At 70.8% G+C, this 1,837-nt stretch carries 3 protein-coding genes and 1 riboswitch; of the genes, 1 reads left to right on the top strand and 2 read right to left on the bottom strand.

Going from position 1 to position 1,837, the window contains the following annotated elements; translation table 11 throughout:
* Positions 1-177: 177 nt before the first annotated feature.
* Positions 178-337, bottom strand: a riboswitch (cyclic di-AMP (ydaO/yuaA leader).
* Positions 338-518: 181 nt separating this feature from the next.
* The gene (locus G6030_RS15015; RefSeq protein ID WP_007626818.1) at positions 519-806 is read right to left on the bottom strand and encodes a hypothetical protein; all 288 of its coding nucleotides are present in this window, start codon (positions 804-806) and stop codon (positions 519-521) included.
* Positions 807-923: 117 nt separating this feature from the next.
* Between G6030_RS15015 and G6030_RS16785 the strand changes: the two genes are divergently transcribed.
* A complete protein-coding gene (locus tag G6030_RS16785; RefSeq protein ID WP_061229338.1) occupies positions 924-1,325 on the top strand; it encodes a cold-shock protein in 402 nt (133 codons plus the stop codon).
* A gap of 53 nt (positions 1,326-1,378) precedes the next feature.
* Here G6030_RS16785 and G6030_RS15005 read toward each other — a convergent pair.
* Positions 1,379-1,837, bottom strand: a 459-nt coding sequence (locus G6030_RS15005) for a DUF2771 family protein (protein ID WP_241724389.1), incomplete at its 5' end; no start/stop codon positions are given.

Here is a 1,837-nt window from a genome sequence, read left to right as displayed (position 1 = left end):
CACACTGGGCCAGACGGTCCCAGTCGGAGTCGGGCGCGGCGTTGGCGGCCGGCGCGAGGGCCAGGCTCGCGGCGGAGAAGGCGGTGCCGGCGAGCACGACCTTGACGGCGGTCTTGGGTGCGGAGGAGGGGGTGGCGGCGCGGTGGCGTCCGGTGTACGAGGTCATGTACGCGTCAGTCCTTTTCACTCTGTGCCTACGAGGTGAGCTGTCGGGTTCGGAAACGAGTGCGTCCGGCCGCCGGCGGCGGCTTCACCCCAAGGCGACCTGCGGTCGCCGGGCCCGTCGTGGGCCCTGTCGGGTCCCCCGTCCCCGCCCGGGTAATGGTCACAGTGGCGTCGGCCGCAGGGCGGGGTTCGGTGGGTGCGGCCGGTGCCGACTCGCTGACGAGTCTGCTACGGAACAGTAGCGGTTCGATGCCGGATCGTCACCATTCTGAAATAAAAGGAGCTCGCCCGGGCGGAGATAGCGCGCTGTTATCTGCTCGTTACCTGGGTCGTTACCACGAGGGTGGAGTTGGTCACACCCTGGGCGGGCGCGAGCCGAGGATGGCGTACGCGAGGCCCAGCAGGAAGCCCACCGGAGTGAAGAACATCGCGCCGAGGTACAGGATCGTCGGCGCGTCACGGTCGAGCACGAACGGCGTCAGCGCGGCGACGATCGTGAAGACGACCCCGATCGCGAAGATGATCAGCGCGGCCACGAACAGCCCGCGGCGACGTGGCCGCGCGGGCGCGTGCGCGTCACCGGAGGCGGACGCGTCGGGTGTCCAGGGGTCGTCGGCCGGGCGTCGATCGTCGGAGGTCACACAGGGGAGGGTACCGCTCGCCTCGCGGCCGTCACCAACGCGCACGAGGGTAGTCTCTGATCGTCAGTGGAGTTGTCGGTCGCGCCCGTGCGCGCCCGGGACGGAAGGTGGTTCGCGGTGCCCAGCGGCAAGGTCAAGTGGTACGACGCGGAGAAGGGGTTCGGCTTCCTGTCCCAGGAGGGCGGCGAGGACGTCTACGTACGCGCGGACGCGCTCCCCGCCGGCGTGGAGACCCTGCGCCCCCGTCAGCGTGTGGAGTTCGACATGGTCTCCGGCCGCCGCGGTCCGCAGGCGCTGCGCGTGGTGGTCCACGACGAGCCGACCGTCGCCGAGGAGCGCGCCCCGCGCGGCGGACCCAGGCGCTCGCCCGATGAGCTGCACGGGATGGTCGAGGACATGATCAAGGTGCTCGAGTCGACCGTCCAGCCGGAGTTGCGGCGCGGTCACCGACCGGACCACAAGATCTCGAGCCGGGTGGCCTCGGTCCTGCGCGCGGTAGCGCGCGAGCTGGACGCCTGATCCCGTCACGGTGCAGGGCCGGGCGAGGGCCCGGCTCCAGTGCGTTCGGTGGGTCAGTCCTCGTAGGTGAAGCCGACCGACCACTCGCCGTTGAGGATCGACTCCGAGCCGTCCGCCGCGTAGACGATCGCCACCGCCCGGATGGCCAGGCCCTCGATCCGGCCCTCCTCCGGGGTGGTCACGGGCACGAGGAGCTGGCCGGGTCCGTCCGCCTCGACCGTGTAGTCGCGCACCCCGTCGGCGCGGACCTCGTAGACGTCCATCGTCGCGGACCGCAGCTCGCCGGGTAGCCGGACCGTCAACGTGTGCTCGTCCTGCACGTGGAATTCGCCGACCGGGTTGCTGTACGTGTTGCCGTCCAGGTCGGTCGCGGTGAACGGGAGGACCTTCTCCTGCCCGCGGTCGGTGGCGACGGTGATCTCGGGCAGCGCCCCGTAGCGGGACTCCGACCCCTGCCACGCGCCGACGATCGCCGCGATCATGATGATCATCCACGCCAGGATCGCCCAGGT

Source organism: Dietzia sp. E1, assembly GCF_014145015.1.
GTDB lineage: Bacteria > Actinomycetota > Actinomycetes > Mycobacteriales > Mycobacteriaceae > Dietzia > Dietzia cinnamea_A.
The sequence above is the reverse complement of the archived record's forward strand: the minus strand, read 5'-3'. Positions and strand labels throughout refer to the sequence as shown.